Origin of the sequence: Hyphomicrobium sp., assembly GCF_019744875.1 — a bacterium.
Classification (GTDB): domain Bacteria; phylum Pseudomonadota; class Alphaproteobacteria; order Rhizobiales; family Hyphomicrobiaceae; genus Hyphomicrobium_C.
Map to the genome: position 1 here is coordinate 381,016 of NZ_JAIETU010000002.1, position 24,422 is coordinate 405,437.

At 65.2% G+C, this 24,422-nt stretch carries 22 protein-coding genes; 10 read left to right on the forward strand and 12 right to left on the reverse strand.

The features are described 5' to 3' along the window. Positions 1–26: 26 nt before the first annotated feature. Positions 27–605 (reverse strand): hypothetical protein, encoded by a 579-nt coding sequence (locus K2Y42_RS01930; RefSeq protein ID WP_291147834.1) that lies wholly within the window; start codon positions 603–605, stop codon positions 27–29. A 210-nt stretch (positions 606–815) separates the two neighbouring features. Here K2Y42_RS01930 and K2Y42_RS01935 point away from each other — a divergent pair, with 210 nt between their 5' ends. Beyond that, positions 816–1,250 (forward strand): MgtC/SapB family protein, encoded by a 435-nt coding sequence (locus K2Y42_RS01935; RefSeq protein ID WP_291147836.1) that lies wholly within the window; start codon positions 816–818, stop codon positions 1,248–1,250. A 27-nt stretch (positions 1,251–1,277) separates the two neighbouring features. On the opposite strand, the gene K2Y42_RS01940 is transcribed toward K2Y42_RS01935, so the two are convergent. Further along, on the reverse strand, positions 1,278–1,880 hold the full coding sequence (locus tag K2Y42_RS01940; RefSeq protein ID WP_291147838.1) for a hypothetical protein: 603 nt from the start codon (positions 1,878–1,880) through the stop codon (positions 1,278–1,280). Positions 1,881–2,223: 343 nt separating this feature from the next. On the opposite strand from K2Y42_RS01940, the gene K2Y42_RS01945 reads away from it, so the two are divergent. Beyond that, positions 2,224–3,120: an adenylate/guanylate cyclase domain-containing protein gene (locus tag K2Y42_RS01945; protein WP_291147840.1), complete on the forward strand. Its 897-nt coding sequence runs from the start codon at positions 2,224–2,226 to the stop codon at positions 3,118–3,120. An 8-nt stretch (positions 3,121–3,128) separates the two neighbouring features. Here the strand turns inward: K2Y42_RS01945 and K2Y42_RS01950 are convergent, their stop codons facing one another. Beyond that, positions 3,129–4,556, reverse strand: a complete 1,428-nt coding sequence (locus K2Y42_RS01950; RefSeq protein ID WP_291147842.1) for an aldehyde dehydrogenase family protein — start codon at positions 4,554–4,556, stop codon at positions 3,129–3,131. Between the two features lie 320 nt (positions 4,557–4,876). Here K2Y42_RS01950 and K2Y42_RS01955 point away from each other — a divergent pair, with 320 nt between their 5' ends. The 4 genes from K2Y42_RS01955 (at position 4,877) to K2Y42_RS01970 (ending at position 7,930) form a co-directional block, all read left to right on the forward strand. Next, the gene (locus tag K2Y42_RS01955; RefSeq protein ID WP_291147844.1) at positions 4,877–5,638 is read left to right on the forward strand and encodes a hypothetical protein; all 762 of its coding nucleotides are present in this window, start codon (positions 4,877–4,879) and stop codon (positions 5,636–5,638) included. Between the two features lie 108 nt (positions 5,639–5,746). Beyond that, positions 5,747–5,983, forward strand: a complete 237-nt coding sequence (locus K2Y42_RS01960) for a BolA family transcriptional regulator (protein WP_291147848.1) — start codon at positions 5,747–5,749, stop codon at positions 5,981–5,983. A 156-nt stretch (positions 5,984–6,139) separates the two neighbouring features. Then, the gene (gene grxD, locus K2Y42_RS01965) at positions 6,140–6,481 is read left to right on the forward strand and encodes a Grx4 family monothiol glutaredoxin (RefSeq protein WP_291147851.1); all 342 of its coding nucleotides are present in this window, start codon (positions 6,140–6,142) and stop codon (positions 6,479–6,481) included. A gap of 354 nt (positions 6,482–6,835) precedes the next feature. After that, positions 6,836–7,930 carry a paraquat-inducible protein A gene (locus K2Y42_RS01970; protein WP_291147853.1) on the forward strand — a complete coding sequence of 365 codons (1,095 nt, stop codon included), beginning with the start codon at positions 6,836–6,838 and terminating at the stop codon, positions 7,928–7,930. A gap of 230 nt (positions 7,931–8,160) precedes the next feature. Here the strand turns inward: K2Y42_RS01970 and K2Y42_RS01975 are convergent, their stop codons facing one another. From K2Y42_RS01975 to K2Y42_RS02010, 8 genes are all read right to left on the reverse strand, one after another. Further along, positions 8,161–11,316, reverse strand: coding sequence for an efflux RND transporter permease subunit (locus K2Y42_RS01975; protein WP_291147855.1), 3,156 nt, complete (start codon positions 11,314–11,316; stop codon positions 8,161–8,163). 43 nt (positions 11,317–11,359) lie between these two features. Next, entirely contained in the window at positions 11,360–12,436 is a 1,077-nt protein-coding gene (locus K2Y42_RS01980; protein ID WP_291147859.1) for an efflux RND transporter periplasmic adaptor subunit, read from the reverse strand. Between the two features lie 160 nt (positions 12,437–12,596). Beyond that, positions 12,597–13,901 (reverse strand): dicarboxylate/amino acid:cation symporter, encoded by a 1,305-nt coding sequence (locus tag K2Y42_RS01985; protein WP_291147862.1) that lies wholly within the window; start codon positions 13,899–13,901, stop codon positions 12,597–12,599. A 214-nt stretch (positions 13,902–14,115) separates the two neighbouring features. Further along, entirely contained in the window at positions 14,116–15,198 is a 1,083-nt protein-coding gene (locus K2Y42_RS01990; RefSeq protein WP_291147866.1) for a murein L,D-transpeptidase family protein, read from the reverse strand. A gap of 21 nt (positions 15,199–15,219) precedes the next feature. After that, on the reverse strand, positions 15,220–16,950 hold the full coding sequence (locus K2Y42_RS01995) for a L,D-transpeptidase family protein (RefSeq protein WP_291147869.1): 1,731 nt from the start codon (positions 16,948–16,950) through the stop codon (positions 15,220–15,222). A gap of 352 nt (positions 16,951–17,302) precedes the next feature. Further along, a complete protein-coding gene (gene rpsD, locus K2Y42_RS02000) occupies positions 17,303–17,920 on the reverse strand; it encodes a 30S ribosomal protein S4 (protein ID WP_291147876.1) in 618 nt (205 codons plus the stop codon). Positions 17,921–18,212: 292 nt separating this feature from the next. Next, positions 18,213–18,821, reverse strand: coding sequence for a hypothetical protein (locus tag K2Y42_RS02005; RefSeq protein ID WP_291147878.1), 609 nt, complete (start codon positions 18,819–18,821; stop codon positions 18,213–18,215). Positions 18,822–18,965: 144 nt separating this feature from the next. Then, entirely contained in the window at positions 18,966–20,243 is a 1,278-nt protein-coding gene (locus K2Y42_RS02010) for an RNA methyltransferase (protein ID WP_291147880.1), read from the reverse strand. 117 nt (positions 20,244–20,360) lie between these two features. Between K2Y42_RS02010 and K2Y42_RS02015 the strand changes: the two genes are divergently transcribed. The 3 genes from K2Y42_RS02015 to K2Y42_RS02025 all read left to right on the forward strand — a co-directional run bounded on the left by K2Y42_RS02015 (position 20,361) and on the right by K2Y42_RS02025 (position 22,756). After that, positions 20,361–20,915, forward strand: coding sequence for a DUF924 family protein (locus tag K2Y42_RS02015; RefSeq protein ID WP_291147882.1), 555 nt, complete (start codon positions 20,361–20,363; stop codon positions 20,913–20,915). A gap of 153 nt (positions 20,916–21,068) precedes the next feature. Further along, positions 21,069–22,286 (forward strand): NADP-dependent isocitrate dehydrogenase, encoded by a 1,218-nt coding sequence (locus K2Y42_RS02020; RefSeq protein WP_291147884.1) that lies wholly within the window; start codon positions 21,069–21,071, stop codon positions 22,284–22,286. Positions 22,287–22,288: 2 nt separating this feature from the next. Next, entirely contained in the window at positions 22,289–22,756 is a 468-nt protein-coding gene (locus K2Y42_RS02025; protein WP_291147886.1) for a hypothetical protein, read from the forward strand. Positions 22,757–23,201: 445 nt separating this feature from the next. Here K2Y42_RS02025 and K2Y42_RS02030 read toward each other — a convergent pair whose 3' ends face one another. Then, a complete protein-coding gene (locus tag K2Y42_RS02030) occupies positions 23,202–23,765 on the reverse strand; it encodes a hypothetical protein (protein WP_291147888.1) in 564 nt (187 codons plus the stop codon). A 366-nt stretch (positions 23,766–24,131) separates the two neighbouring features. On the opposite strand from K2Y42_RS02030, the gene K2Y42_RS02035 reads away from it, so the two are divergent. After that, complete coding sequence (locus K2Y42_RS02035) at positions 24,132–24,419, forward strand: hypothetical protein (RefSeq protein ID WP_291147890.1); 288 nt, start codon at positions 24,132–24,134, stop codon at positions 24,417–24,419. Positions 24,420–24,422 lie beyond the last annotated feature (3 nt).

The window sequence follows — 24,422 nt, forward strand, 5'->3', positions numbered from 1 at the left end:
GCCGCGGCACCGACAAAGCGTACGTGTCACTTTTCGCCCGTCAGCGCCTTCAGCATGCCCTTGAACTCTTCCCCTTCCGAGCGACCGAACGCCCGGCACCGCGTGGTGCAGTCCGCGATAGTCTTGCCTGTGATGTAGCGGTTGATCTCGGCAATAGTGAACGGGCACTTGTTCCGGACGATCGGTTCGCCGTCGAACCGCTTTTCGAATGAAAAGACGTTTTCGTAGTAGGTCGCGCGGACCTCGTTCGACGGCGCGCCCTCATAGGCGATGAACCACTCGCTGTCCTTCTCGCCGATTACGCGGCCCGTGCAGCGCTCGCTTCGCCCGCCCGCATTCATCGTGCACGTGCCTTCCTGGGCGAGCAGATACTCGACTTTCTTCTCGGCGAGCCACTTTGCATGATCGACGAGGTAGTAGCGAAACCGGCCGTCGGGAAGCTGCTCGGTAAACTTGTTGTAGCAGGCGAGCGGGCCGGCGAGTTCGGCATTGCCCTTCGCGTCCTCGAGCCCTGCCTCGGACCACAGGCCGGTGTAAGGATGGTCCTCGGCGTGCGCCGACGACAGGAAGAAGAGACCGGCGAACACCGCGAGAACAACTCTCATTCAGGATTTTCCATCGTAATTGCGCGCGCAGTATCGGGCCGAATTCCGCCACTGTCAGCGGTGAAAGCAGGACGGCGTATTCCGCGTATCCAAGACAGCGGACGGGCTGCCACCTAGGTTGACGCCGCACGGGATGACGGTCTCGTGACAGATGCGGTGTGTGCCGCGTCCTTGTAGCCATTCGCAAGCCGAAAAAACTCAGGAGACGACATGTCAGACTGGCTGACCGGACACGAAGCCGCGTTCGCGGGCAAGCTCGCCTTGTGCCTGCTGCTCGGGATGATGATCGGCGTGGAGCGTGAGCTGCGCAACAAGCCGGCCGGGATCAGCACGCACTGTTTCGTGATGGCCGGCGCTTGCCTGTTTACGTTCATCTCCACCGTGGCGGACCCGAACAGCCCCGCGCGGATCGCGGCCCAGGTGGTGTCGGGCGTGGGCTTTCTCGGCGCGGGCATGATCATCAAAAGTGAAAACGACTCCGTCCGGAACCTCACGACAGCGGCGGCCATCTGGTTTGCGGCGGCGGTCGGCATGGCGATCGGCATCGGCTGGTATGTGATCGCCGTGATCGCATCGGTCTATGCGGTGATCGTGCCGCGCATTCCGCACGTCAAGAAATGGAACGCGAGCCAGCACGACGAATAGCCGGATCGGTCGCGGCCGGCGCAGGCGTCAGCGGGTTTTCGCTCGTGGCTTGCGCGCGGATTTCTTGGCGGTTCCCGCCGGTTTGCGGCGTGTCTTCGCCGCTGCCTTCTTAGCCTGCGCCGCGATGCGTTGCGCCGCGCGCGATCCCGGCACGGGGCGCCCGCCATGCGCTGCGATGTATCCGTCGCTCTTTGCGCGCGGCGTGTAGGTCTTCGCGCCCTTGGCGTAGTCGCTCACCGCGATGGGATCGATCTTCTTCCATCGCCGGTACTCCGCGTTCGAGAGCATGGCATCCGGTACGGCGGGCTTGCCGAGCTTCGCCTCGATATAGGACTGGAACGCGGTGCCGATGCCCTGGCGGCGCGCTCCGCGCACAATCTGAAAGTTGGTGATCTGGATCGTGTGGCCGAAGTTGCGGATGTCGGCAGAGCCGACTTCCGCGCCGTTCTTGAAAAACTTCGCCGTCGTGCGGCCGTGCGCGTCCGTGTCGTGCCGGAAGGTCACGCCGTCCGGCGGCGCGCTTGTCTTGCGGCGCGTGGTGCGCGGCGCCGAGACCTTGACGGTTGCGCGCGGCGACACGCGGGAGCCGCGCGACTTGTTGTGCTCTGCTGGCCGCGGCTTGGCTGGCACGGACTTCGTGGGCCGGCGGCTGGTTGCCCGCCTGCGGGGCGTCGCTTCATCATTGGCCGCGGCCGGCGGAAGGCTTCGGGGCGCATCAATCAAGGTCCGTTCGATGAGCGCCCCCAGACTTCGGATCGGTTTGGTCCATCGCCCGCGATGACCTCGCGTCTCTTTTGGCGGCCGTCATCCGATTTCGTCAAGCCCGCCATTTGATGCCTCGGGCGGCCCTCAGCAGATATCGCTTGCCAGCCGCTGGAGCGGCCGTGAGACTACGGAGAGATGGGCGGCGCGCGCTCCACGGAGCGCGGGCGTTACTCGAGTTTGCGTAGGCTTCACAAACGCGGATCCCCTCATGGGGCCTCAATCGGCGGACGACCGGGATAGCCGGGATGCCTGGCTCGAAGCGGCGGACGGACGTCCCTGGCCGCTCGGCGCAAGTTGCTCGATCGGGCGGGCGCCCTCCAATACCATCGTGCTCGACGACCGGCGCATTTCGCGGCGCCACGCCGTCGTGCATCGCCAGGACAGCACGGAGTACTGGCTCGTCGACCTCGGCAGCGGCAACGGCTCCTTCATCAACGGGTTGCGCATCGCCAATCCGACGCGTCTCTACGACGGCGATTGCGTGGGGATCGGGGAATCCATCCTCACTTTCCGCCAGGCCTTTGGCTCGGGCGCCCGCGCGCTGACGTCCGCCCATTCTTCCATGACAATGATCGAGGTGAAGAGCGCCCGATGCTGGATGCTGGTCGCCGACATCGTCGGATCGACCAAGCTCGCCACGTCCTACGAGCCGGCGCGGTGGGCCTCTCTCGTCGGGGCCTGGACTGACGGATGCCGCCGCATCGTCGAGGGCAACGGGGGGCTGATCAACAAGTACCTCGGCGACGGCTTCCTCGCCATCTGGCCGCGCGACGGCCAGCCGACGAAGCCGGTCAAGGAGGCGATCGCCGCCCTGCTCAGTCAGCAGCGCGGCGCGCGGCTGCCGTTCCGGATCGCGGTGCACTTTGGCGACGTCGTGATGGGCGGCGGGCGCAGCCTCGGCGAGGACAACATCTCGGGCGCGGAACTCGTGCTGCTGTTTCGCATGGAGAAGATCGCCGGCAGCATCAACCGGACATTTCTCTGCAGCGAGCCGGCGGCCGCGAAACTGCAATCCCTGATCGACCTCGAATTCGTGGGCGAGCACGCGATTACCGGCTTCACCGACAACCTGCCGCGGCGGTTCTTCGGCATCCGCTCGAAATAAGCGCGCGCCTACTCGCCCCAGCCGCCCATGGCTTTGACTTCGAGATACTCCTCGAGCCCGAAGCGGCCCCATTCGCGGCCGTTGCCGGATTGCTTCATGCCGCCGAACGGCGCGCGGCGGTCGTTCATGACGCCGTTGAGGTTGACGTTGCCGGCGCGCAGACGGCGGGCAACCGCCCGGGCGCGGTCGATGTCGCCGGAGGATACGTAGCCGGCCAGACCATACGGGGTGTCGTTGGCGATGCGCACGGCGTCGTCCTCGTCCCGGTAGGCCAGGATCGAGAGCACGGGGCCGAAGATCTCCTCGCGCGCGATGGTCATGTCCGGCGTGACGTTGGCGAACACGGTCGGGCGCACGAAGAAGCCCTTGTTGAGCCCCTGCGGGCGGCCTGGGCCGCCGGCTGTGAGCGTTGCGCCTTCCGAGACGCCGCTTTCGATCAGGCGCTGGATCTTGTCCCACTGCGTGCGGTTGGCGACGGGGCCCGTTTCGGTCTCCTTGGCGCGGGGATCGCCGACGCGGAGGCTGTCGGCGACGGCGGCCGCGATGGCGGCGGCCTCGTCCATGCGCGAGAGGGGCACCAGCATGCGGGTCGGCGCGTTGCAGGACTGGCCGGAGTTGCCGAAGCAATGGCGCGCGCCGCCGCCCACCGCCTTCTCGAAGTCGGCGTCGGCGAGAATGATGTTGGCGGACTTGCCGCCCAGCTCCTGCGTCACGCGCTTCACGCTCGGCGCCGCGCGGATGGCGACGTCGATGCCGGCCCGCGTCGAGCCCGTGAACGACACCATGTCGAGCCCGGGATGGGCGCTGATGGCAGCCCCGACCTCAGGACCGACGCCATTGACGAGGTTGAACACGCCCGGCGGCACGCCCGCCTCATGCAGGATCTCGGTGAGAATCAGCGCCGAGGTCGGCGTGTACTCCGACGGCTTCAGCACCATCGTGCAGCCCGCCGCCAGGGCCGGCGCGACCTTGCAGGCGACCTGATTGAGCGGCCAGTTCCACGGCGTGATCATGCCGACCGCGCCGATCGGCTCGCGCACAATCAGCGTTGCTCCCATGCGCTCCTCGAACGGATAGGACTTGAGCGCTTCGAGCGTCGTCATGAAATGGCTGAGCCCCGCGCCCGCATGGACGCGCTCGGCAAACCCGAGGGGAGCGCCCATTTCGTCGGACACGGCGGAGCCGATTTCGCGCAGCCGCTTGGAGTAGATCTCCATGATGCGCGTCAGCAGGGCGACGCGCTCCTCGCGGGTTGTAGCTGCGTAGGCGGGCCAGGCCGCGCGCGCCGCCGCGACGGCGGCGTCGACATCCTCGGCCGACCCCACCGCCATGTCGTACATGGGCTCCTCGGTCGCCGGATTGACGACGGGGATCGTTCGCCGCTGCTTGGGGTCGACCCACGTGCCGCCGATATAGAATTTGCTTCGATCTACCATCTGACCGGTTCCGTTCCGCGCAATCCGCCTTACTTGGCATACGAGCGCAACCAGTGGCCAGTCCGCATCGTGCCGCGCATGCCTCCGGCCGGTCTTTTGCTTGCACGCCTTCGGCATGACTTTCCTCGCATGCCTCCGGCCAGTCGTTGCTCGCGCGCCTCCGGCGCGACCTGCATTGAAAACAATCGAAATCAATTGGTAACTCTGTTTTTCGTTTCGCTTTTTAAAAACACTGTATTCCTCGGCGCATTATTTCTCGAATAGATAAACCTTTAGATTTCCGGGTGACACTCCCCTCAACGCCGTAGTGGAGTTCAGTCATGCGTACCATCGCGCTTTCGGGGTTGCTCGTTGCAACGCTCATTCCCCTCACCGTTGACCATCATCTTCCGAACGCCCGCCAGACGCAGGCGATGCGCGCGTCGATCTCGTCCGAATTGCAGAAGACCGTCATGACGGCGCTCTTTACCTCGCAGAGAAACGGTGAAATCGACCGCTCCATGCGGCGCGTCGAGACCCTGCGCACGCGCGAGTTCACCGCCGAGCGCAATCGCGAAATCAACCGCTCGATTGCTGCGCGCGATGCGATCGCGCCGGTGCTGTTTGCTGAAGCCCGCCTTGCGGAGATCGAAGCGGCCAGCGAACGCAGCGCCATGGTCGCCGCCGCCGACTTCATGGCGGAGCGCAATGCGGAAATCGACCGCTCGATGGCCGCTGCCGACGCAGGACGCGCCGCGCTCTTTGCCGAAGCCCGCCAGCGCGAGATCGACCAGTCGATTGCGATGGACAGCGCTGTGCGCACCGCCGCCTTCACGTTCAAGCGCAATGTCGAAATTGCCGCCGCAATGGCTGCAACCGACCGGGCCCGCGAGGCCCGCTTCGCCGAAGCGCGCAACCGCGAAATCGACATCAGCATGACGAAGGTTTCCCAGCAGCAGGACATGGCCTTCATTGCGGCCCGAAACGCCGAAATCGAGATTTCGATGGCGCGCGTCAACGGCGAGTCCGCCCTGGTGGCGCTCGGCCGCATTGCGCCCTATCTAGGCGCCAGCGGCATCGAGACCGCCTCGATCCGCCGCTAGAGATCCCCAGCGGCGCTCGGACGCACCTTTCGCGCTCCCTTCACCCCCTATACACTCGCCGAGGCCGCCCCACCGGGTGGCCTCACGCGTTTCAGGAGCCCCTCACCCATGCCTATGGACCGGTCCGAGATCGAAGAGCTGATCAAGGCGAAATTTCCGGATGCCAAGATCGTCATCCAGGATCTGGCCGGGGACGGCGATCACTACGCCGCGCGGGTGGAAAGCCAGGCTTTCAAAGGCAAATCCCGGGTGCAGCAGCACCAGATGGTCTACGACGCCCTCGGCGGGCGCATGGGCGGCGTGTTGCATGCGCTCGCCCTGACCACCGCCGCGCCGCCCGACTAGCGCACCTGGCCACCCTGTCGCCTGGCCACCCCCGTGCCTCGCCACCGTGGCCGCATTGACAACCGGCAGGCGCACGCCACATCTACCGGCACGAATTCGACCGCCACCCGTACGCGGCGCGCCGCCAGATCCCACGACAAGAAAGGTTTTCGACCCATGAGCGAAGCAACCGCCCACGCGGCGATCAAAGAGACCATCGAGAGCAACGACGTGGTGCTGTTCATGAAGGGCACCGCCAAGTTCCCGCAGTGCGGATTTTCGGCTCAGGTGGCGCAGATCCTCAACCACCTCGGCGTGCCCTACAAGGACGTCAACGTGCTGGACGACCAGGACATCCGCGAGGGCATCAAGAGCTTCACCAACTGGCCGACCATTCCGCAGCTCTACGTCAAGGGCGAGTTCATCGGCGGCTGCGATATCGTGCGCGAGATGTTCCAGGCCGGCGAGCTGCACGCCCTGATCCACGACAAGGGCATCGCCCACACGAACCACGGCTAAGGGTAGCCGGCTGGACCACGACCGGCGTCGCGTTTCTCACGGCGTGTCTGGATCCCGGCCTGCGCCGGGATGACGGTGGGGCTGGCGGCCGGATGTGGTCGTGACTGACGTCGCCTTTGATGGGAACTGACGTCAGGCTGGCGATGGCCTGTGTGCTGCGACGATTTGGAGGCGCACCGGCAGCCCTGTGCCTCAGCCGCTGCGTCTGCCGACTGCCCGCTACCGCCCCTACCCGCGGAAGCGCCGTCACGGTCAAATTTTTGACGCGGCGGGCCCCTCTAGTCCATGCTTCGGGGCAATCGGGGCTGGACAGGGCGTAGGCGGCAGATGCGTTTGGGCGGACGGCGCTTTCTGTTGAGCCTGGCGATCATCGGCGCGGCCGTGTGCCTCGCGCTCGGCATCACGCTCCCCATTATCCGCCTTACGAAATACGTGTTCTGGACGACCGAGCATTCGCTGCTCTCGACGGTGGACGTGCTGATCCGCGACGGGCAGACATTTCTCGGCGGCACGGTGCTGATCTTCTCGATCGTGCTGCCCGTGTTGAAGCTGCTCTATCTGCTGCTCGTCTCGACGCTTCCGGCCGTGGAGCTGACGCGGCAGAACCGCCGCCTCAAGGCGCTCGAGTGGCTCGGCAAGTGGTCCATGCACGACGTGCTGGTGCTGTCGCTCACGATCTTCTTCATCAAGGCCCAGGGTCTCTACGACGCGGCGAGCCTTTCGGGCGTCTACTACTTCACGGCCGCTGTCGTGCTGATGATCCTCTCTTACGCGTGGCTCCGCAACGAGGGCCTGACGGCGCGGCCCGCAGACGAGCCCTCGACGCAGACGGCGCTCGCGCGGCAGATCTCGCCGTTCCGCAATTTCGTGCTGAGCTTCCTCATCATCCTGGCCACGGTGTTCTTTGCGCTCGGGATCATCCTGCCGGTCATCCGCTTCACCACCGTCTACGTCTGGACCAACGAGCATTCCATCGCGACCATCATCTGGGCGCTGTTCGAGAACGAAGAGTACTTCCTCACCGTCGTGCTGTTCCTGTTCTCGATCCTGTTTCCGTTCCTGAAGCTGTTCTACCTGCTGACGCTCGTGACCTCGCCCGACATCCCGCCGGAGTTCCGCAAGAAGTCCATTTCGACGATGGAGTGGCTGGGGCGCTATTCGATGACCGACGTCATGGTGCTCGCGCTGATGATCTTCTACGTCAACTCCTCGGGCTACACCGAGGCGACCGTGCTGCCGGGCGTCTACTTCTTCGCGGCGTCCGCCATCATCACGATGCTCGCCTACGGCTGGGCGAACTCAGTTCCGGTCGCGCGGCCGCTGCGCCGCGAGGTGGCGATCACACCGCTTGCCGTGCAGCCGGACCGCGACGGCCTGCGCGAGGCCGAGCCCACGTCGCACGTGGTCTCCATGCCGACGAACCCCGGCCGCCGGCATCGTCCGGCCTAGTGCATTTTCCGATCACACGGCTTAGCGCCAGTCCTCTCAAAAGCATTGCTTGAGGCGTGACTGGACCCTGACCTTCGTCAGGGTGACGGATTTATGGGTCGCTACGGACCGCTCATTCTCAACGTCATCCTTGCCCACGTCATCCCGGCGGAGGCCAGGATCCAGTCACCTAAGTCCTCCTGCCGCTTTTGGTCAGAAATTGCTCTGGCATTCAGAACCGCGTCCCGACGTCAGGCATGGGCGCTGTTCGCGTCGAGCTGCTCGGCTGCCCGCATTTCCTCGATCAGGAGGCGGGTTTCCTCGGCGCGCGGCTTCGACCACGGCGCCATGATGCGGTAAGCGACCGGAAGCAGGAAGAGCGTGAACACGGTCGCGAAGCCAAGCCCGCCGATGATCACCCAGCCCAACGCGAGACGCGCCTCGGCGCCCGCGCCATGCGCGTAGATGAGTGGCAGCGCGCCCAGCACCGCGGCCGTCATCGTCATCATCACGGGCCGCAACCGCGTGTTGGCCGCATCGCGAATGGCGGTGTCGACGTCGGCGCCCTCGTCGCGCCGGATGTTGGCGAACTCGACGACGAGAATTCCGTTCTTGGCCATCACGCCGACCAGCAGCACGAGACCGATCTGGCTGTAGACGTTCATCGTGCCGCCGGTGATCAGGATGGCGAGTGTCGCCGCCGCGAGGCCGAACGGCACCGTGAACATGATCACGAGCGCGCTCACCACGCTTTCGAACTGGGCGGCGAGCACCATGAGGACGATCAGAAACGCGATGGCGAAGACGAAGGCCGTGTTCTGCGTCGTCTCGGCGAGCGTCTTGGCCTCGCCGAGAAGCGTGATCGAGAGATCCTTGTCGAGCACCTCGGCGGCGACGGCGCGCATCTGCGTCACGGCATCGCCGAGCGCGATGCCCTCATCGAGCTGCACGCTGACGGGCACGGACCGCTGGCGGTCTTCGCGGCCGAGCGTCGGCGCGATGGCGACCTCCTCGATGGTGACGAGGGTCGAGAGCGTGATGAAGCTGCCGTCCGCGGTTTTGACGAACAGATTGCGGAGATCGGATGGATCGTTGATCGGCCGGCCGCCCGCCTTCACCTGCACGGGAATGATCTCGTCCTCCACGAACAGGTCGGCGGCCTTCTCGAAGTCGATCATGGCGTTGATCAAGCTCGTGATCTCACTGATCGGAACGCCGAGCTTGGTGGCTGCCTCGCGATTGATGCGGACGGAGAGCTGCGGCTGCGTGGTGTCGTAGTCGGTGCGCGCGTTGCGGAAGCCCGGCGTCTCGGACAGCCGATTGACCATCTTGGCGGCGGCGTCCGCCAGGCGCGCGTAGTCGGGGCCTGAGATCGCGAAGCGCAGTCCCTGGCCGCCGCCGCGAATGCCGAGGCTGTTGCCGGAGCTGATCGAAATCGAGAGGCCGGCGATGTCGCCCAGTTTCTTCTGCAGCTCGGCCTGGATCTGCTGCTGTGTGCGCTTGCGTTCGTTCCATGGTGCGAGCGACGCCACGACGGACGCGCGGTTCACGCCGCCGCCGCCGACCGTCGCGAGGACGCCCGTCACCTCGCCCGTCTTGCGGTATTCGGAGAGTACGTCCTCAACTTCGTGCGTCTTCTTCGACATGTAGTCGAGGTTGGCGCCTTGCTGGGCGGTCAGGCGGATCTGCACGACGCCGCGGTCCTCAGCAGGCGTGATCTCGTTCGGAAGGAGCTTGAAGGCGGCCCAACCGAGCGCGGCGAAGCCCAGGCAGACGAGCACCACGATCCAGCGCATCCTGAGGCAGATGTCGATGGCCCAGGCGTAGCTCGATGCCAGCCAGCCGCCCACGCGGCCGAGCACCCCGGGATTGGCGTGCGGATCCGCGCCATGGTCGCCGGTGCCAAGCTTGGCGGCCAGCATCGGACAGATCGTGAGCGCGGTCAGCGACGAGATCGTGACCGCGAAGGCGAGCACGAAGCCGAACTCGGAGAACAAGCTGCCGACCACGCCCGGCATGAACGAGACCGGAATGAATACCGCCGCGAGGGTGGCGGTGGTCGCCAGCACGGCGAACACGATCTCGCGCGTGCCTATGACGGCCGCGGCGCGGGGCCCCTTCCCCATGGCGCGATGGCGGGCGATGTTCTCGATGACGACGATGGCGTCATCGACGACGAGACCCGTTGCTACGACGAGCGCGAGCAGTGTCAGGATGTTGAGCGAGAAGCCGGCCATCCAGATGGCGGCGATGGTACCGACGAGCGATACCGGAATGGCGATGGTGGGCGCGATGGTGGCGCGGATCGAACGCAGGAACGCCACGATGATCAAAATCACGATCACCGTCGACAGCACGAGCGCGATCACGACCTCGCGGACGGACTCGCGGATGAAGACCGCATCGTCCGACGTAATGGCGATCTGGACACCCGGCGGCAGGGACGACTTGAGCTCGGCAATGGCGGCGTGGATGCCTTCGGATATGGCGATGGTATTGGATTGCGCCTGACGGACGATCTCGACGCCGATGGCGGTGGTGCCATCGAGGCGCGTCATGGCGGTTGCCTCCTCGAACGCCCAGCGGACATAGGCGACATCCGCGACCTTGGTTTGGGCGTTGATTTCGAGCGCAGCCACATCTTCCGGCGACGAGACTGGCGCCTCCGCCCGCACCAGCAATTGTTGCGTCGCGTTTTCGAGCGCGCCGGAGGGCGTTGCGACGGACGCCTTGTTGATCGCTGCAATGAGATCGCTCACGCTCAGGCCGCGCGCCGTGAGTGCGACGGGATTGGCGCGCACCTCGATGATTTTCGCGCGCAGGCCGTAGGAATTCGCCGACGCGACGCCTTCGACGGCCGACAGGCGATCCTCGATGACGTTGTTGACGAGATCGGTCAGCTCGCCTTCCGACAGTGTCGAGGACGCGACCGCCATGCGCATGATCGGCGTGGCGTCGGCGTCGGCCTTGAGGACGCGCGGCTCCTCGTCCATGTCGTCGGGCAATTGGTTCTGAATGCCCGCCACCGCGTCGCGCACGTCCATGGCGGCGGTTTCGAGATTGGCGTTGCTCGACAGCTCGACTGTCACGCGGCTCGATCCGTAGGACGAGTTCGACGAGATGCTCGTGACGCCCTGGACGCGCGACACCGCGCTCTCGATGATGGCGGTGATCTGGGCGTCCATGCTCTCGGGCGTGGCGCCCGGATAGTTCGTGCGGACCGTGATCACCGGGCGGTCGACATCCGGCAGCTCGCGGATCTCGACGCCCTGGAGCGCGGCGATGCCCGCAATGATGACGAGCAGGTTCAGCACCATGGCCAGGATGGGGCGGCGGACGAACGTTCCGACCCATCCGCCGTCGTCCACACTTCCCTGGGACAGATGCGCGTCGTTCGTCGTTGTCATCGCGATTGTCCCGTGTTGGTGGCTTGCGTCACGAGGGCGGCGCTCACGACGCCAACCGCACGGTCTGGCTTGGCCGCAACGAGCTGCCGCCTTCGTGGATCACCTTGTCGCCCGGCTTGAGTTGCGCATCGATCATGACGCGATCGCCGTCGCGGCCCAGGATGGCCGCGTTGACACGCTGGACGGTGTTGTTCTCGCCGAGCTTCCAGACGTAGGCGCCTTCGCGGTCCCATTGAATGGCGAGCGCGGGCACGGACGGCGTTTCCTGCCCGGGAAGCTGGATCGAGATCGAGAACGTCGAGCCGGGAATGAGCTTGGATTCGGGGTTCGGGATTTCGGCGCGGACAGTCAGCGTGCGCGACACCGGATCGATGCGCGTTCCCACGGCCTGCACGACGCCGTTGTGGATTTCGCCCGAGCGCGTGATCAGGCTCGCGCGGACAGGCAGTCCGATCTTGATCGCGCTCGCGACGGCTTCCGGCACCGTGAACTCGATCAGCAGCTTGGTGCGATCGTCGATGCTCGCAATCGGCGCGCCGACCGCCAGATAGTCGCCTGCCTGAAGGTTCGACAGGCCCATGATGCCGGTAAAGGGGGCCTTGATGATCGTGCGGTCCAGCTCGTCCTTGGCGCGGCGCAGGGCGGCATCGGCGACCTTGAGTGCGGTTTCGGCTTCGGCGAGCACGACTTTCGATACGGTGCCGCTCGTGAGCTGCCGATAGCGTTCGACCTGATCGGCCGCCTGGGCGCGCTGAGCTTCGGCGGACTCGACGGCGATCGCTTCAGGCTCTGCATTGAGCTTCACCAGCGGCTGGCCGGCCTCGACAAGATTGCCGCCCTCGAACAGCACCTCGCCGATGACACCCGCAACGCGCGTCGTCAGCGTGACCTGCTGGCGGGCGCGGCCCGATCCGACCGCGGCGACGCGCTCGTTCAGGGGCTGCAGCTTCACCTCGACTACGGTGACGGCCGGCACGATGTCGGCACGGCCGCCACGCCGCTGGGCAGCCGCCTCGCCGCTGGCAGAGACAAGAACGCTTGCCCCCGACGCAATCGCGAGCAGGACCGCCGCCAGGGGCCGGGCTGCGTGCGGCGCACGCCAAAGAATTTGCCATCCCATCGTTTCAGAGCTCCTCGGTCTGTGCGCGTCCAAAGATGTCGGTCTCGCCGGCGGCAAAAGGCATTCGTCGTCAGGATAACGCGCGAGACGAAGAGATCCGTCCTGCGATCGGCAAATTTTTGGCGCCGCGCGCGCCCTTTTTTCGCCGCAGCTTTGCGCGTCACGCGGGCAGCGGCCGCCGGTCCAGCTCGGCGTGCATGCGCGCCTCGTCGAGCTCGCCTTCCATCTTCGAGACGACGACGGTCGCGACGCCGTTGCCGACGAGGTTCGTGAGAGCGCGCGCTTCCGACATGAAGCGGTCGATGCCGAGAATGATCGCGATCGAGCTGACGTCGATGGTGTGGGTCGCGGCGAGCGTTGCGGCGAGCACGATGAAGCCGGATCCGGTGACGCCGGCCGCGCCCTTCGAGGTCAGCAGCAGCACGCCCAGAATGCCGAGCTGCTGGGCGAGCGACAGGTCGACGTTGGTGGCCTGCGCGAGAAACAGCGCGGCCATGGTGAGATAGATGCACGTTCCGTCGAGGTTGAAGGAATAGCCCGTCGGAACGACGAGACCGACGACCGGCTCGCTGCAGCCGAGCTGCTTCATGCGCGCAATCATGCGCGGCAGAACGGACTCGGACGACGACGTGCCGAGCACGATCAGAAGCTCGTCCTTGATGTAGCGGATGAACTTGAAAATGCTGAAGCCCGTGAGCCAGGCGATCGGCCCCAGCACGCCGAAGATGAAGATCAGGCACGTGAGATAGAAGCTGCCCATCAAGGCTGCGAGCGAGGCCAGCGTGCTCACGCCATACTTGCCGATGGTGAACGCCATCGCGCCGAACGCGCCGATCGGCGCAGCCTTCATGATGATGCCGACGATGCCGAAGAACACATGCGAGAGCTGGTCGACCAGATCGAGCACGAGCTTTCCGCGCTGCCCCATGGCCTGGAGCGCGAACGCGAACAGGATGGCGAACAGCAGAACCTGCAGGATGTTGCCGTCCACGAAAGCACCGACGACGGATTTCGGGATCACATCGAGCAGAAACTCGATCGTGCTCTGCTTCTCGGCTTTCTGGACGTATTCGGCGATGGCGGAGCTGTCGACCGTGGAGAGATCGATGTTCATGCCCGCGCCCGGTTTCAGGACGTTGGTCACGACGAGGCCGATGATGAGCGCGAAGGTCGTGACGACCTCGAAATAGATCAGCGCCTTGATGCCGACGCTGCCGACGGCCTTCAGGTTCGTCATGGATGCGATGCCGTGCACGACCGTCAGAAAGATGATCGGCGCGATGATCATCTTGATCAGCTTGATGAAGCCGTCGCCGAGCGGCTTCATCTGCGTGCCGAGCTCGGGATAGGTGTGCCCGAGCAGCACGCCCAGCGCGATGGCCGTGAGAACCTGAACGTAAAGGTGGGTGTAGAATGGCTTCTTTGGCGGCACGCTCACCGTTTCGTCAGCAGTCCCCGCCAGCATCGTGCCCCCTCGCCCCTCTCTTTTTGCCGACTATAGACCAAATTCGCGGAATGGCCTGGGCGTCCTCACCAACGCGCGGCAATGCCCGCGGGTTGCGTGCCTGCACGCACCATTCCGGCCACGCCTTCTCCTATTGGTGAAGCACGGAGCAATCACAGTGAAAAGCGTGGGCGAATTGCGCTCGTGCTGACTTCAAAGCCAGCAGGTCCGCGGTTCAGCGAATCTTCGAATGCCTGCCGCCCGCGCCGCGGTCCGAGATCATGCGGCTGGTGTGGCGGTCGCGCAGGGCCACCCACTTGCGGCAGCTCGGGCGGGACGTGTCGCAGCGTGGCGCAAGCGGTGCCTTGAGCGCGGCTTGGCGCAGCGAGAAGTTGGGCTGATCGTTGCGCTGGTGGGCTTCGAGCGGATCTGGGACGGCGTCATTGTCCTGCGGGCAGTGCTCGAGCCTGTCCGGCGTGCGCACGAACGAGGCCGCATCGCCGACCCGGTAGCGCTTTCCGCACACGGTGATGCGCGGCGGCAAATGGGTGCGTTCGAACGAGTCGTAGCCTTGGCGAAGGTCGTCCCAGAAGCCGTTCCAGCGTCCGGCCGGTTGGGCTGCGATGTTCTCCGCCGTCATCCGGAAGGGAAACACGTGCACGGGGACGCTCGCCGCTCCTCGGCTGAGGGCTGCGGCCACGAAATCGTAAATCTCGGCGTTGACCTCGTTCGTCATCGCCAGGCAGCCGATGGAATCGCAGCCGCCGTGGATCAGGATCACGGAGCCGCTGCGCCCCTGCGTGCGATCGAAGGCGTTGGGATAGCCGAGGTTCAGCGAGCGGCGCCAGCGGCCGCCGTGATGCAGCGATGCTTCGGTCAGATAGTAGAAGCCCTCGGGGGTCTGCTTGTCGCCTTCGCGCAGTTTTGGGCCGAGCGTGCCGGACCAGTAGCAGATCGGGTAGGTGGCGAAGAGAACGAAGCGATGCTTCTTCTCGAGCCAGATTTCGAGTTCGGATTCGGCTTTGAACACGCGGATCAGCGCCGGCGCGCCCAGCGAAAGTCCCGCTGCGGCGAGGCGCGTCATGGGCTGGGACGTATCGGGCGTTCCGGGCAGCGGCAGCTTCAGGCGGCCCTCTTTGACCGCGCGCCTGCGCTCCGAGCGCCCGGCGAGATCGCGGTCGACGCTCGCCTTGGCCGCAGGCGGAGCAGGATCAGCGGCCCGGGCGGACGTGCCATTGAGCGTGATCGAGAGCGTGATCGCCGTGCCCGCGATGGCGGCCATCGCCAGTTGGCGTGACAGTCGCCCGGATGCCGGCAATGACGATCCTCCCGTGGCCAATCACCAGAAGCTGAAGAACGAGGGATACTTCTGACGTCTGCGCTGACTGCGATCGTAGTAATAGCCATCGTCATAATAGTAGGAGTCGTAGGCGTAGTAATCCGGCGGCTGCTTGGGACGCTTCTTGATGCCGCCCTGCGGCTCGCCGCTGATCAACACGGTGAAATCCGTGGCTGCGCCGGTTTCTTTGCTGACGTCCTCGTCGGACACGATCAGCGAGGAGCGCGGCCAGACATAGCTCGACACGCGCGCAACGAACTCCGGCGGGAACGTGATGCGGTCGAGCGCGGCGCCGGCGGCCACGGCATCCGTTGCGGGCGCCGCTTCCGTTTTCGAGGCGCGACGCTGGCGGTCGTAGGCGCCCGTGTCGTCGTCGGCTCGCGCCGGGAGCGCAGTCGCCATCCAGCGCACGCGGTTGCCGCCGTCGGCATAATCGACCGCCGTGTACACGAACGTGCCGATTGGCACTTCGGGATTTGAAATGGTGACCGGCATGTCGAACAGCGCCTCGTGGCCCTGGCGAACGTAAGCCCGCTTCGTTTTGAGGCTCACGAAAACAGACACCGGAAGCATCTTGCCGCGCGCTTCTGCGGCGGCCGCGACGGCGGAGGCCTTGGCCGTTTCCGCAGCGGTGGCGGCAGCGGTCGCCTGGGCGAGCTCGGCGCTGGCGGCGTCATGCTTGGATTTGATGGCAGCGAGCGCGGTCTCGGCCTCGGTCACGCTCTTGGCGGCGGCGGCCACGCGCGTCTCTGCGGATTTGCGCGTCTGATCCGTCTTGGCGGCCGCGAGCCGCTTTTCCGCGGCCGTCTTGGCTTCGTCGGCGCGCTTCTTGTTGCGCTCGGCGCGCGCCAGCGGCTTGGCGAGCTTCTTGACCTCGGCGGCCTTCGCCTTCTCGACCTTCTTTAGGTCGTCGGCCTGCGTCTTGGCGCTCTCGGCCTCGGCGGCTTTCGCCTTCGCGTCGGGGCGCAAGGCTTCAAGTTGAGCGCGCCGTTCCGGCCAGTTTGTCAGATCCGGCTCGAAGGGGCTGCCTTCGGTCGAGGCGGGGTCGTAGGCGATCGGCGTCGGCGCCTGGGCGACACTCGCGCCTGCTTCGATGGTCGGCTGAAACAGGCGGGAATGCGTGATCGCGACGGGGGCGCGGTCGTCGCGCGCAACGATCACGCGCATGCCGAGCTTGGTCTGGTCGAAGATCTTTTCCGCGTAGGCGTGCGGGAGGCGAACACAACCATGCGAGGCAGGATGGCCGGGCAGAGCGCCCGCGTGCAAGGCGATGCCGGACCACGTCAGGCGCTGCATGAACGGCATCGACGCGTCGTCGTAGAGGTTCGAATAGTGATCGCGGTTCTTCTGCAGGATCGCGTAGATCCCGACCGGGGTCTCGTAGTCCGTCTGGCCGCTGGAGACGCCGGCGCGCACTGCGCGTCCCTCGGCGTCGTAGACCGAAACGCGCTGATGGCGCAGCGAAACGACGGCCAGCACGGCTGGGCCGATGGGAGGCTGGGCGGCGACTTCGGCGCTGTCTTCCTTGGTGGCGGGCGCAGGTGAGACCGGCGCGCGCTCCCGGCTGCGCCGGTATCGCCGGTCGTAGGGATCGTAGCTGTAGTACCGGTCGTAGCGGTCATAGCGCTCATACCGGTCGCGCCTGTCCTGCGCGGCGGCGGGGCCGGCGGCGGCCAGGAAAACACCTGCGCAGGCCGAGGCGAGGACAATCGATTTAAGCCAGTTTTTCATAAACTTGCGCTGCGTCCCTTGGATGCCTCACGCGTTAAACGCCAGGCTGCGGTCAACGTTCCAGCCTGTCCTCGATACGCCTGCGATGCGGCATCTTTCGGACGGGGCCGGACAAAACTGGAGCCCTCGCCACGTCGTGCCGTGGCGGCGGGGCTCCGCAGGGTTGCCCAAGTGTATCGGCCGCCCGTTGCCAACCGGTGAAGCGACCCAGCGCCAGGACGGCCGATCCACATGACGCTGGTCGCAAAAACGGCCGGCTCCGTGGGAGCCGGCCGTTGAATTCGCAGAAAGCCGAAGCTTTGCAGATTAGCGCGAGTAGAACTCGACCTTTAGCGCGAGTAGAACTCGACCTTTAGCGCGAGTAGAACTCGACCACGAGGTTCGGTTCCATGGTAACCGGGTACGGCACGTCCGAAAGCGACGGAATGCGCGTCAGCTTGGCGGTCAGCTTGTTCTGGTCGACGTCGACGTAATCCGGCACGTCGCGCTCGGCGCTCTTCAGCGCTTCGAGGACGAGCGGGAGCTGGCGGGCCTTTTCCTTGACCTCGACAACGTCGCCGACGCGGACGCGGAAGCTCGGGATCGTCACGCGGCGGCCGTTGACGGTCACGTGGCCGTGCGACACGAACTGGCGGGCGGCGAACACGGTCGGCACGAACTTGGCGCGATAGACAACGGCGTCCAGGCGGCGCTCGAGCAGGCCGATCAGGTGCTCGGAGGTCGAGCCCTTGAGGCGGCTGGCTTCAACGTAGAGGCGCGAGAACTGGCGCTCGGAAAGGTTGGCGTAGTAGCCCTTGAGCTTCTGCTTGGCGCGGAGCTGCTGGCCGAAGTCGGACAGCTTGGACACGCGGCGCTCGCCATGCTGGCCGGGACGGCTCTGGCGCTTGTTGAGCGGGCTCTTCGGGCGGCCCCAGATGTTCTCTGTCAGGCGGCGGTCGATCTTGTGCTTGGCGCGGATGCGCTTCGTCATGGTAACGGCACTCCAAGAGTTGCTGTCTTCGTTGTATCCGAAATCCTGGTCAAGTCCTTGGGACAGCCTGGATTTCAGCCTGGAGCGCCCCCTCCTCTGTCCGTCCCTTCCGGGGAGCGGACCGACAGGCCGGCCCCAACTTTCGGGGTCTGCCGCGGGTGCGCAAATAGAACGCGGGCCAAATCGGCCCGCGTCTTGGGGTGTGCATAGTCGAGGGCCGATCCCCAGTCAAGGCAAGTCCGCAGTCAAGGAAAGGCTTTGCCTCGGCGCGGCGGGCCTCAGCCCCGACCGATCACTTCTTGGCGGCAGGAGCCGGGGCGGCAGCCGGAGCCGGTGCGCCCGTTTCGTTCGAGGCCAGAGACGGGCCGGCCTTCACGTAGGCGGCGATCAGCTCCTTCACCTTCTGGCGCTGCTCGTCCGTGCAGGTCTGCTGGGGAGCCTGCTTCTCGTCGACGACCACTTCCTTGTCGCCGTCCTTCTCGACCAATTTGATCTTGCCGGTCAGCAACATGACCGTCGTGAGGTGGAGCTGGTTAATGTACAGCGTCTGCTGGTCGGTCCACTTCTTCTTGTCCGTCTCGCGGCGCATCAGAGAGCGATGGTTCAGCGTCTGGTCTTCCGGCAGGTTGCAGACCTGCGCGTGAGCCGAAATACGGCCAACGCGGATCACCTCGCGCGCTACGTCGATCGGCACCATGGCCTGTTCCGGCTTGGACTTGTCGACGACGATGACCGTGCCGTCCTTCTTAGAGAACTGCTGCGGGGTCAGCGACCACGCGTATTCCATAAAGATCTGCACGGACTTGTCACTGAGCTCGCCTTCCGAGGCCGTTACCGTCCCCGGAAGGAGCGCGGTCACGCCCGCCAGTACGACCGCACCAACCCATGCACTCTTCGCCATGATCTTCGTCCGCATTATTTGCCCCTACTGCGACGCCTGTTGTCTTTGTGTCCGCCACCGTTCGCGCCCGTTCGCCGACGGGCACGGTGTTATGCCAGGATTGCGGGCATCGCTCTGCCCAAAAACCGGCAACATAAAGGCGACCTATGTGGACGACTTGCGACCGTGTCCTTTGCCTTTGGACAGAGTGGCAACAATACCACGGAGCGACCGCACTTCCTGCTCCGTCAACGCCATCCGGGTGAACATAGTCCGCATGTTTTGGACAACAGCAGGGCGCTTTTCGATCGGATTGAAGAATCCGAGCTCGGAAAGCTCAGATTCCAGGTGGTCGAAGAAGCCGAACAGCAGCTCTTTCTCCGCCGGGCGGTCCGATCCGAAGTTCAGGCCGGGGGAAATGGGCGTCTCGTAGTTGGTGACGCGGCCGAGGCTCGCGCGGCCGCTCTCGCGCATCCAGATGTAGCCAAGCAGCAGCACCGCCTGGGCGAGATTGAGCGAGGCAAACCGCGAGTTGACCGGAATCATGATCAGCGCGTCCGCGTTCGCAAGCTCGCTCGTTTCCAAGCCGTTGCGCTCGCGGCCGAAGAGAATCGCGCAGCGCTGGCCGCGCGCGGTTCGCGCCCGCACCTCGGCGATCGCTTCCTCCGGCGTGAGCACCGGCTTTTTCAACGGCCGCTGGCGCGCCGTGGTGGCCACGACGTAGTTCACGTCCGCGAGCGAAGCTTCGAGCGAGGGATAGGCGGCCGCGTCGTCGATGACGTAGTTGGCGCCGGACGCGGCAATGCGCGCCTTCTCGTTGGGCCAGCCGTCACGCGGGGCGACAAGGCGCAGATCGTCGAGGCCGAAGTTCGCCATCGCGCGCGCGACCATGCCGATGTTGTCGGCAAGTTGCGGCTCCACGAGCACGACGGACGGCGTCTCGCCCGGGCCCGCCACGCGCTCGCCGGTCACGTTCGCGCGGCGAATGCCGTGCCTCAGCTTGCGCAACACGCGGCGCGCCCAGAACCAGTAGTTCTCGCCCGACCACGTCTTTTCGAGCACAGCAACGGAGGGCGTGTGCGACGTCTCCTGGCCGGCGCCCATAAGGCGGACCGATCCGTCGCCGACGACGATTTCGCGATGATGGGCGATGTAGTCGTCGAGGGTGGCGAGGCCCTGCGCCTCGGTGCGGCGCTTGCAGTCCGGGCAGGTCGCGGCATCGCTCTCGCAGCGAAGCTCGGCGCAATAGGTGAGCGCACGTTCGAGGGTGTCGCGGTCGAAGTCCGGCGCGCCGAGCGCGGACAGGCCGCCGTCGACGGTCTTCTCATGGCACGCGTGCACGAGGCGCGCGACCGGTATGGATAGCCCGGCGACGAACGGTACGCGCGCGTCCGCTTCGGAACTGATCTCGATGGCTGTTTCGGGTGTCGGGTCGGCGGTCATGGTGGGGCTTTAGCATCGTTGCCGGGCGCTGTCCCGGGGTCCGAGACGGCATTTCGCGAGGCGGGTCCGCCTGCTTAACCCTTTGAAGTCTCCCGCCGCAAACCCAATATGGGGGACATGGACAGCCCCACGCCCCTCGAGACCGCAGCAGAAATCATCGGCTTCTGGCGCGACGCCGGGCCCGACCGGTGGTTCGCCAAAGACGCCGACTTCGACCGGCGCTTCCGGGCGCACTGCCTGGCGCTGCACGAGGCGGCGGCCAGGGGCGATCTCGACGCCTGGAGGGCGGGGCCGGACGGCGCGCTGGCGCTGGTGCTTCTGCTCGACCAGTTTCCGCGCAACTGCTTCCGGGGCACGGCCCGCATGTTCGCCACGGACGCACAGGCGCGCGAGGTGGCGGACGCGGCCATCGCCGCCGGCTTGGACCGGGCCGTCGATCCCGACTTACGGGTGTTCCTCTACCTTCCCTTCGAGCATTCCGAGGATCTGGCCGACCAGGACCGGTCGGTGGCGCTCTCCGAGCCGCTCGACGATATCTATCGGTCGTATGCGGAGCTGCACCGCGAGATCATCCGCCGCTTTGGCCGTTTCCCGCACCGGAACGCCATTCTCGAGCGCACCGCGACACCGGACGAGCAGCGCTATCTCGATGAGGGCGGGTTCGGCGGCTGAGCGGTCGGGGGCTCGCTTGATCTCGGGCGGTGCCGGGCTCGGGAACCAATCGAATTGACGACCAAGGGGCATCTTGTTGCAGCGCAGCGGTGCCGCTAGGCTACAGCCCAGCATTTCTCGAATCCTCCTCTCCTCCACCCCGAAGGCTTTCCCATGCAGAAGATCAAGGTGACCGGCACTGTCGTCGAGCTCGACGGCGACGAGATGACTCGCATCATCTGGCAGCTCATCAAGGACAAGCTGATCCATCCCTACATCGACGTGAACCTCGAGTATTACGATCTCGGCATCGAGAGCCGCGACAAGACCAACGACCAGATCACCGTCGACGCGGCCAACGCCATCAAGAAGCATGGCGTCGGCGTCAAGTGCGCGACGATCACGCCGGACGAAGCGCGCGTGAAGGAATTCAATCTCAAGGACATGTGGAAGTCGCCCAACGGCACCATCCGCAACATCCTGGGCGGCGTGATTTTCCGCGAGCCCATCATCGCCAAGAACGTGCCGCGCCTCGTGCCGGGCTGGACGCAGCCGATCGTGATCGGACGCCACGCGTTCGGCGATCAGTACAAGGCCACCGACTTCCTGTTCCCGGGCAAAGGCAAACTCACGATCAAGTTCGAGGGCGAGGACGGCAAAGTCATCGAGAAGGAAGTCTTCAAGGCACCGTCGGGCGGCGTGGCGATGGCCATGTACAATCTCGACGAAAGCATCCGCGAGTTCGCGCGCGCGTCGTTCAACTACGGCCTCAACCGCAACTTCCCGGTCTACCTCTCCACCAAGAACACCATCCTCAAGGCCTACGACGGGCGCTTCAAGGATCTGTTCCAGGAGGTGTTCGACGCCGAGTTCGCCGACAAGTTCAAGGCCAAGAAGATCGTCTACGAGCACCGCCTGATCGACGACATGGTTGCCTCCGCGCTCAAGTGGAGCGGCGGCTACGTGTGGGCGTGCAAGAACTACGACGGCGACGTGCAGTCGGATACGGTGGCGCAGGGCTTCGGCTCGCTCGGCCTGATGACCAGCGTGCTCATGACGCCGGACGGGGCTACGGTGGAAGCGGAAGCAGCCCACGGCACAGTGACGCGTCACTACCGCGAGCACCAGAAGGGCAAGGAGACGTCCACCAATTCGATCGCGTCGATCTTCGCGTGGACGCGCGGGCTTGCGCATCGCGCCAAGCTCGACGGCAACGACGAGCTCGCGCGCTTCTCGAAGACGCTCGAACAGGTCTGCGTGTCGACCGTGGAAGCGGGCTCCATGACGAAGGATCTCGCGCTGCTCGTCGGGCCCGATCAGAAGTGGCTGTCGACGAGCGGCTTCCTCGACAAGATCGACGCCAATCTCAAGACGGCGATGACGCAGGGATAGGCATGGCGGACGATCCGGCACCCGCAGGGGCGACGTCTCCCGATCTTGTCGCCGCGCGGCTACTGGACGGCGCCTTTGCCGGCGCGCCGCTGTCGCTGTTCGATTTTCCGTTGCCCGAGGTCGAGCCGGAGAAGGATCGCCTGGCGCTGCTCAAGCTCGCGTCCGACCTCCTGGTCAAGGCGCGACTTGCAAAGTTCGACGATGAGGGGCGGACCACCCTCGTGCTCACCAACGCGGGGCGCTACTGGGCGCTGCACGGGGGATGGCTCGCCTATCTCAAGGAAGAGCCGCTGGCGATGGGCGGCGGCGGGCGCGGTAGAAATCCGGAGATGGAAGCGCTCCGCTCCGAGTACATGAGACTTCGTCTCAATACGTTCTGGTGGAGTTTCGGCCTGTCGGTCGCGGGCTTCGTGCTGTCGATCGTCTCGGTGATTATCGCGATCTTCTTCGGCGATCGCCTGCTGCGCTAGCGAGGCAGCGCATAGCTGATCCATGCATTGGGAAGCGCGCGTTCATCCGAGACAGGGGGGCCGGGCTTCGCGAGAAGCGGCTTAGTCCAGACGTGCGCCGGGGCGGGGTCCGGCGAGCGGAGCGTGGCGGCGCTGATAGCGCGCGCAGGCCCAGCTCTTTCCGAAGATCGCCTTCATGACGCTGGAGCGAAGGGTACAAACGAGAGACACGAAGCGCTCGTTGGCGCTGGATGCATTCTGCATGATCATCGACGTTGTGCTGCAAGGTCCCCTAGGAACGCTCGACTACCAGAGTCGTTCGATCCCGGTCACTCGGGGAAACTACCTAGCGGCTTGCTGGGTTTCGGGAGCGGCGAGTTAGGACCACAGCCCCTTGGCGTCAATGGACGCTTTGCCGCGCTCGTGATTCCGATCGGAAAACTGGTCCCACGCGTCCAGTAGCACTCTAGCCGGGCGGGAGATAGGCACCGAAGCTCGATCGCAGGTTGCGGCCGTGGCCGAGACCTTCGGTGGTGATCTCGTACATGCCGGTGCTGCCCGCAGGCTGGCGGATCAGCTCCAGTTTTCTCAAGCGATGGAGCTGAGAGACGACGGCTGACTGGGTATCGTTAAAGCCCCGCTGGGCGAGCGCGTTCATGAGTTGCTGAAGGGAGAAGGCCTTGGCGTCGCGCCCCAGCACCTCGAGCAGCACCAGCTCGCGCACGCGGCTGCGCTGGTTGCGGCCGAGCCCGTTGTCATTGGCGGATAGGCCGTCGTCGGGCTCGGGGTCTTCGAGCGGTACGGGCGCAAGGGCCTGCTGCGGCAGCATGCCGGCGGCCTCCTCGGTCGCGATGACGTCTTCGACGATGTCCAGGCGGCGGCGGATTTCATCGAGCAGGCGACGGCGCTCGGCGGCTGGAACGCCGGTCAGCGACGCCACCATGGGCGTGAAGACCTCTCGGGTGAACGCTCCGAAAATGTGCGCTACGCGATCCTCAGAAAGCTTTCCGTTGAACCCGTCGGCGGCCATCGCTCGAACCCAATACGAATGCAATTGAATGGGCTTTGCGCGCCCATGCGGCGCATGCTCATGCGTTCCGTTCTTTCTATTGCATTTCGTTCGAGGCGTCGCAAGCGGGCGGCGTTGCATTCGTTTTATTCGTAATATTCCACTCTAACTTGCCTGCCTATTTATCTGTTTTTGCTTGTTTTTCTACGATCGTCAGTCGCGGATATTCGTTGTGTGCGTCTGGATGCGTAGCTGGGGCACGAATGTTCACACGCTCGTTAGCCGCCACATCCAACTCATTCCGTCGGCTTCCGTTTTTCAAATGCGCGCTGGCGTCTCTTAAGCATGTCTCAACTTTCCATCCCGACTGACATCGGGAGGGGTGGAATGACAGTGTCTTCACATGTTTACGACGCGCTCTACGACATGGTGCTCGATCCGACGCTGTTGGATCTCGTGCTGGCCATGCCGGACCTGAGCTGGCGCGAGGTCGGCTCGACCATCGCCATGCTGCTGGCCTGGGACATTCTCACCAAGCCGCTGGCGGCGTTCTTCTGGCGTCACTCCAGACGGTGGCTCTCGTGGGGGCTGTTCAAGCTCGCGACCGCCCTCGACCCGGGAGTCGGGGGCGGGCAACTGCCAATCGGCAGCGCCGCGACAGCGATTGCCGCGTGACCG